The sequence below is a fragment of the Halomonas sp. 3D7M genome (assembly GCF_014897885.1).
Classification (GTDB): Bacteria; Pseudomonadota; Gammaproteobacteria; order Pseudomonadales; family Halomonadaceae; genus Vreelandella.
Genome location: NZ_JABUZF010000188.1, coordinates 2,838 through 9,619, shown reverse-complemented (window position 1 = coordinate 9,619; position 6,782 = coordinate 2,838). Strand labels below are relative to the sequence as shown.

8 protein-coding genes are annotated in these 6,782 nt (G+C 51.4%); 2 read left to right on the top strand and 6 right to left on the bottom strand.

Going from position 1 to position 6,782, the window contains the following annotated elements:
* From INT22_RS10730 to INT22_RS10705, 6 genes are all read right to left on the bottom strand, one after another.
* Positions 1-103, bottom strand: a 103-nt coding sequence (locus INT22_RS10730) for an acyl-CoA dehydrogenase family protein (RefSeq protein WP_193068207.1), incomplete at its 3' end; no start/stop codon positions are given.
* Between the two features lie 263 nt (positions 104-366).
* The gene (locus INT22_RS10725; RefSeq protein ID WP_089037879.1) at positions 367-1,359 is read right to left on the bottom strand and encodes a branched-chain amino acid ABC transporter permease; all 993 of its coding nucleotides are present in this window, start codon (positions 1,357-1,359) and stop codon (positions 367-369) included.
* Between the two features lie 2 nt (positions 1,360-1,361).
* Positions 1,362-2,249, bottom strand: coding sequence for a branched-chain amino acid ABC transporter permease (locus INT22_RS10720; RefSeq protein ID WP_125748811.1), 888 nt, complete (start codon positions 2,247-2,249; stop codon positions 1,362-1,364).
* Positions 2,250-2,331: 82 nt separating this feature from the next.
* Complete coding sequence (locus INT22_RS10715) at positions 2,332-3,555, bottom strand: ABC transporter substrate-binding protein (protein ID WP_193068206.1); 1,224 nt, start codon at positions 3,553-3,555, stop codon at positions 2,332-2,334.
* A gap of 127 nt (positions 3,556-3,682) precedes the next feature.
* The gene (locus tag INT22_RS10710; protein WP_125748817.1) at positions 3,683-4,432 is read right to left on the bottom strand and encodes an ABC transporter ATP-binding protein; all 750 of its coding nucleotides are present in this window, start codon (positions 4,430-4,432) and stop codon (positions 3,683-3,685) included.
* Positions 4,429-5,217, bottom strand: a complete 789-nt coding sequence (locus INT22_RS10705) for an ABC transporter ATP-binding protein (protein ID WP_193068208.1) — start codon at positions 5,215-5,217, stop codon at positions 4,429-4,431. Before INT22_RS10705 ends, INT22_RS10710 begins: the two co-directional genes overlap by 4 nt.
* A 360-nt stretch (positions 5,218-5,577) precedes the next feature.
* Between INT22_RS10705 and INT22_RS10700 the strand changes: the two genes are divergently transcribed.
* Together INT22_RS10700 and INT22_RS20755 are read left to right on the top strand one after the other, a co-directional pair.
* On the top strand, positions 5,578-5,991 hold the full coding sequence (locus INT22_RS10700; RefSeq protein WP_089040839.1) for a MerR family transcriptional regulator: 414 nt from the start codon (positions 5,578-5,580) through the stop codon (positions 5,989-5,991).
* Positions 5,992-6,011: 20 nt separating this feature from the next.
* The coding region (locus INT22_RS20755) for an acyl-CoA dehydrogenase family protein (protein WP_226912608.1) at positions 6,012-6,782 on the top strand (771 nt) is incomplete at its 3' end.

The window sequence follows — 6,782 nt, the reverse complement described above, 5'->3', positions numbered from 1 at the left end:
CTTCGGCATCCCACTGCGCAGCGTTGGGTTCTAATTCATTCTGGGCGAATGCCCGGGCCATATCGGCAAAGGCGACCTGGTCTTCACTTAACTCAAAATTCATGGCGAATCTCCGCAGCATGCGTCGCTGAACAGCCTGTGAGCAGGCTGGGCAGCTTGGCGTTTGCTATTATCTTTATTAGCCGTTGGCGTTATTGGCAATTGTCTTTACTGGCAATTATCTTTACAGGCAACGTTGACGTTTACGTTAACTTATATTCTTACTCTGACAGGTGCAACCGGCTTAGCTCACTACCTTTGGCGTAGAGGCGTGAGTTGGGCAGAAAAAAGGGTGCCCTAGGGCACCCAATCATCGGACAGAAACGGTTATTTGAAGTTTTTGCGATACATTTTGGTGAGTTCACCCACAATGCCGCTGCGGAAGCTAAGTACGCAGACAACAAAGATAATCCCCAGAATGACGCTTACCCAGTTACCCAACGGCGACTGTGCCAAAATGTGCTGCAGACTAACCACAATGCCCGCGCCCATCAGGGGGCCAAGCAGTGTGCCTACCCCGCCCAGCAGCGTCATTAGGATAACTTCACCCGACATGTGCCAGTGTGCATCGGTTAACGACGCCAGTTGAAACACGACGGTTTTGGTAGACCCTGCCAACCCGGCCAGCGCCGCAGAAAGTACAAACGCCAGCAGCTTATAAGCATCAACGTTGTAGCCCAGCGAAATAGCACGCGGCTCATTTTCACGAATCGCTTTAAGCACCTGCCCAAAGGGGGAATGCACGGTGCGTTGGATCAGCGCAAAACCAAATATGAAGATGGCAAAAACGAAGTAATACATCGCTAAGTTGCTGCTTAGACTGATCACACCAAACAAGTCACCGCGTGGCACGCCGTGCAGACCATCCTCACCACCGGTAAACGATGACTGAACAAAGACGAAAAACATCAGCTGAGCAAGCGCCAACGTCACCATGGCAAAGTAAATGCCCTGACGCCGGATCGAAAGCACCCCGAACAGCAGCCCTAACAGGGTTGCCATAAAGGTGCCTGCAATAATCCCCATCTCTGGCGTTAGCCCTGGATAGCTTGCCAACAAGTAGCCGGTAACATAACCACCGGTGGCTAAAAAGGCCGCGTGCCCGAACGAGAGCAATCCCGCATAGCCCAGCAACAAATTAAATGCGCAGGCAAAAAGCGCGAAGCAAAGAATTTTCATTAGAAAAACGGGATAGGCCAAAAAAGGAGCGACTAACCCGATGGCCAAGAGCGCTATATAAAACATGTTACGGCGCATTTTGGCCCGCCTCTGCCGTTCTTGTACGGCTGATGGCGCATTGAGTGTTTGAGAGTCTGCCATGGTTATGCCTCCTTACCGAACAGCCCAGCGGGGCGTAACATGAGCACCAATATCATCACCAAGAAGATCACGGTATTGGAGGCTTCGGGGTAGTACACTTTGGTTAAGCCTTCGATGATCCCCATTCCCAGGCCAGTAAGAATCGCACCTAGAATAGATCCCATACCCCCAATAACGACCACCGCGAACACCACAATCAGCAGGCTTGACCCCATGGTCGGTGACACAGGATATAACGGCGCTGCCAACACCCCCGCAAAAGCGGCTAGCGCTACGCCGAAACCGTAAGTAAGCGTGATCAATAGCGGTACGTTTACTCCAAACGCTTGCATCAGCTGTGAGTTTTCCGTACCTGCACGCAGATAGGCCCCCAAGCGGGTGCGCTCAATCATAAACCAGGTAAATAGACACATGGCCAGTGCCGCTACCAATACCCAGGCCCGGTAGGTAGGCAGGAACATGAAGCCTAAATTCAGGCCGCCTTGCAGTGCTTCCGGAGTCGCGTACCGCGCACCCGAAACACCAAAGAAGTTAACCAGCGTGCCTTCAAAAATGAGTGCTAACCCGAAGGTAAGCAACAATCCATAAAGATGGTCTAAATGGGCAATGCGACGCAGCAAAAAGCGCTCTATTAGCATGCCGAAACTACCCACCACCAGTGGCACCAAAAACAGCGCTAGCCAATAGTTGATGCCTAAATAGCGAAAGCCTAGCAGTGCGGCGAAGGCTCCCAGCATGTATTGCGCCCCATGGGCAAAGTTGACGATCTTCAGTAGGCCGAAGATGACCGCCAGGCCCAAACTGAGCAGTGCGTAAAAGGCTCCATTCACAAGCCCAAGCGTAAGCTGGCCCATGAAAACGGCCAATGGCACGCCGAATATCATCGTCATTGTATGACTCTCCTCGCCGTCAAGCGGTTGGTGGCAAGTTGCCACCAACCAGTTCTAACGTCACTTGCGGTTGTTATTCGACTTAGTTTTGAACCAGTTTGCACTGGCTATCAGAGAGCGGACGGTAGGCTTCATCGGCAGGAATGGTGCTGAGGATTTCATAAAGATCCCACTCACCGGTAGACTCTTCCGGCGTTTTCACTTGGGCAAGGTACATGTCGTGAATCATGCGGCCATCTTCACGAATGGAGCCGTTACGCGCAAAGAAGTCTTCAATGGGCATATCAGCCATTTGGGCACGAACAACTTCAGGATCGTCGGTTCCCGCGGCTTCTACGGCTTTCAGGTAGTGCATGGTGCTTGAGTAGATACCTGCCTGAACCATGGTGGGCATACGACCAACTTCTTCAAAATAACGATCTGACCAAGCGCGAGCCTCTTCATCCATGTTCCAATACCAACCCGTGGTTAGCAGAAGGCCTTGAGTGGATTCCAAGCCTAGCGCGTGTACATCGTTGAGGAAGATCAGCAGGCCTGCTAGCTGCTGGCCACTCTGGGTCAGACCAAATTGGCTGGCAGTAGTGATCGCGTTAACAGTGTCGGCACCGGCGTTAGCCAAACCAACAATCTTCGCGCCAGACCCTTGGGCCTGGAGGATGTACGAGGAGAAGTCACTTGTCGGGAACGGGTGGCGTACGCCGCCGACAATCTCGCCTCCATTGGCTTCAACCACTTTGGTTACATCAGCTTCCAGCGCATGGCCGAACGCATAATCAGCCGTTAACAAGAACCAGCTGTCGCCGCCCTGCTCGACAACTGCTTTTGCAGTACCGTTCGCCAGTGGGTAAGTATCGTAAACCCAGTGAATGTGGTTGGGCGTGCAGTGTTCATTGGTAATGCTTGATGCCGCAGAGCCCGACACAATGCCCAGACCATTGTTTTCTTCCAACACTTTGGTGACCGCAATAGACACCGAGGACGCCACTAGGCCACCCACCATGTCGACGTTACGCTGATCTATCCACTCACGCACTGTGTTAGCACCGACGTCAGCACTGTTACGATCATCAGCACTAAAAATTACAATGGGCGAGCCGTTAACACTGCCACCAAAATCAGCAATCGCCATTTCCATGGCTGTTTCGCCGCCTGGACCAGCTAAGTCACGATAAGTCCCAGACATATCTGCCAAATAACCAATGCGCACCTCATTATCGCTAATGTCGGCGTGAGCGGTTGAGACTGCCATAGTAGAAGCGGCGGCAACGGCGATGCTGGCGGTCAGCGTTTTTTTCATAAAGGTCATGTTCGTCTCCTGGCCCTTGAGGCCTTTGTTGTTGTGTTACGACGTACGAATGAAATGCTTATAGAGCGTTTAGTGTTGTAGTGCACCTACTGCGAAGCTGATGCTGTGTTTATGATCTAGATTGGCGTTATACCCCCAGCATGGTGTTGAGATGGTCTCGACGTGACGGAAGCTGCTCAGCGCTTATCTCTTCAACAATTTGACCGTGGTCCATTACAAAATGGCGATCTGCCAGCGGCGCTGCAAAACGGAAGTTCTGCTCCACCAGAACAATGGTCATACCGCGCTCTTTCAGTTGAATAAGCACTTCGCCAAGTTTTTGCACAATAACGGGGGCTAAGCCTTCGGTAATTTCATCGAGCAGCAAAAGTCGCGCGCCGGTGCGTAGAATGCGTGCCATGGCAAGCATCTGCTGCTCACCGCCGGAAAGCCGCGTCCCCTGGCTTCTGCGGCGCTCGTAAAGGTTGGGAAACATGGCGTAGATTTCATCTAGGCTCATTCCGCCAGAGCGAACCGTGGGCGGAAGTAGTAAATTTTCGTGCACATCCAGACTGGCAAAAATACCGCGCTCTTCGGGGCAGTAGCCGACACCAAGCCTTGGAATATGGTGTGCCTTCATATTCAGCGTTTCGTTGCCATTAATCACAATCGAGCCGGTGCGACGCCCAACCATATTCATAATGGATTTTAGAGTAGTGCTGCGTCCCGCGCCGTTGCGGCCCAGCAGGGTAACCAACTCCCCACGCTTAACATCAAAGTTCACGCCATGAAGTATGTGCGATTCACCATAGAAAGCGTGCAAGTCTTGCACTCTCAGCATTTCTAGCGTTTGGGAATCGGCTAGTTCATTGGTTTCATAGGCCTCAGCGGTATTCATACGGCAGCCTCCTCTTCAGCAGCTTCACTGCCCATATATGCCTCGCGCACTAATGGATTGCGGGAAACCTCGTCATAATTACCTTCGGCCAACACCGCGCCGCGGGCTAATACCGTAATACGATCACAAAGCCTGCTTACCACGCTCAAATTGTGCTCCACCATTAAGACGGTGCGCCCTTTTGAGACACGCTTAATCAGCTCGACGATACGATCAACGTCCTCTGCCCCCATCCCCTGAGTCGGCTCATCCAACAGCATCATCTTAGGGTCAAGCGCCAGCGTGGTGGCAACTTCCAGGGCGCGCTTACGGCCGTATGGCATTTCTACCGTTAGTGTATCGGCGTACTCACGCAGGCCAACCTCATCAAGCAGCTCCAATGCACGCTCATTAAGGTGATCTAGCGACTTTTCTGATTTCCAGAAGTGAAACGATGTGCCTAATTGACGCTGTAGCGCTACTCGGACGTTTTCCAGCGCCGTCATGTGCGCAAACACCGCTGAAATTTGAAATGAACGCACGAGACCCAGCTGTGCAATCTCATTGGATTTCTTGCTGGTAATGGGCTTACCGCGATAAAGGATTTCTCCACGTGTAGGCGGCAGAAACTTGGTTAGCAAATTAAAAACGGTGGTCTTTCCAGCACCGTTGGGGCCAATCAGGGCGTGAATATGCCCTTCTTGAACTTGAAGATTAACGTCATCCACGGCGGTAAAACCGCGGAATCCTTTGGTCAGCCCTCTGGTCTCGAGCACTGGCCCATTAAGAACATCGTCTGCACGCATGGAGTGGTAAGCCTCTTTTTGTTCTTGTGTTCGGGTGTTCTTGTATCCGGGTGTTGGGTGCTGACGTTTCACCAACCGCGTCACCAAGTGAAACTCGTTAGCCGGCAACACACCCTTACCTGAACGTAAGGTGTAGGTGCAAACTAGCAATCACTTGAGGGGTATTACAATTACAACTTTGGTCTACGCTTCTTTAATGCTTCTTCACGTTAATAATAAAAATAGTTATTTTTCAGATAATTAGTCAATAATCAAGAAAATCACACAAGCACAACTACTGCTTTACGTTAACGTAAACTTGTTTTAGCCTCATGGTCAGTGTTCCATAGGGACATCCCCCTATCGACGAGAACAATGATCATGAGCAAAACCTACACGATCAGTGAATTGGCCAGCGAGTTCGACGTTACCACTCGGAGTATTCGCTTTTATGAAGATCAGGAGTTACTCCACCCTGCTCGCCGTGGACAAACACGCATCTACAGCAGCAAAGATCGCGTGCGCCTGAAATTAACGCTACGCGGTAAACGACTCGGTTTTTCCTTAGCAGAAATTCGCGAACTCTTTGAGCTGTGGGATGAGACCCGCAGCGGCAGCGAAAAGCAGTTGCATCTAATGCTAAGCAAAATCAGCGAGCGTAAATCGGCTCTAGAACAACAAATGAAAGATATCACGATGGTGCAGCTGGAACTTGAAAGCGCTGAAATTCGCTGCCGCCAGGCTCTTGAAGAACTCAATGAAAAACCTTCTTTAACGACGAAAAGCCCCCATTAACAATGACAAGGTGATTGACCATGTTTTCACACTATTCAGAACTCAATTTCGGCCTCGACGATGAACTGAACATGCTGCGCGAGCAGGTCAATGCCTTTGCCGCTAGCGAAATTGCCCCACGCGCTGCTGAAATCGACCGCAACAACGAATTCCCAAATGATCTGTGGAAGAAGTTTGGCGACATGGGTCTATTGGGGATTACCGTATCTGAAGAGGATGGCGGTAGTGGTATGGGCTATCTTGCCCACTGTATTGCGATGGAAGAAATTTCCCGGGCAAGTGCTTCCGTCGCCCTCTCCTATGGCGCGCACTCAAACCTGTGCGTCAATCAGCTAAAGATCAACGCCAGCGCTGCACAAAAAGAGAAATATCTGCCCAAGCTGATCAGCGGCGACCACGTAGGTGCACTGGCAATGTCAGAGCCAGGTGCAGGGTCTGACGTCGTGTCAATGCAGCTACGTGCCAAGCTGGATGGTGATCATTACATCCTTAACGGCAATAAGATGTGGATCACCAACGGCCCTGACGCCGACGTATTAGTGGTGTACGCCAAAACCGACCCAGAAGCAGGCTCTAAAGGTATTACAGCGTTCATTATTGAAAAAGGCATGCCTGGCTTCACTACGGCACAGAAGCTCGACAAGCTGGGTATGCGCGGCTCTAACACCTGCGAACTGGTTTTCCAAGACTGCAAAGTACCGGCTGAAAACGTACTGGGCGAGGTCGGTAAAGGGGTTCGCGTTCTCATGAGCGGCTTGGATTATGAGCGCACCGTACTGGCTGCTGGTCCT

What these genes read in the sequence shown, in the direction of transcription:
- INT22_RS10725 (WP_089037879.1), bottom strand. Translation starts at nt 1,359, where the DNA reads ATGGCAGACTCTCAAACACTCAATGCGCCATCAGCCGTACAAGAACGG.
- INT22_RS10720 (WP_125748811.1), bottom strand. Translation starts at nt 2,249, where the DNA reads ATGACGATGATATTCGGCGTGCCATTGGCCGTTTTCATGGGCCAGCTT.
- INT22_RS10715 (WP_193068206.1), bottom strand. Translation starts at nt 3,555, where the DNA reads ATGACCTTTATGAAAAAAACGCTGACCGCCAGCATCGCCGTTGCCGCC.
- INT22_RS10710 (WP_125748817.1), bottom strand. Translation starts at nt 4,432, where the DNA reads ATGAATACCGCTGAGGCCTATGAAACCAATGAACTAGCCGATTCCCAA.
- INT22_RS10705 (WP_193068208.1), bottom strand. Translation starts at nt 5,217, where the DNA reads ATGCGTGCAGACGATGTTCTTAATGGGCCAGTGCTCGAGACCAGAGGG.
- INT22_RS10700 (WP_089040839.1), top strand. Translation starts at nt 5,578, where the DNA reads ATGAGCAAAACCTACACGATCAGTGAATTGGCCAGCGAGTTCGACGTT.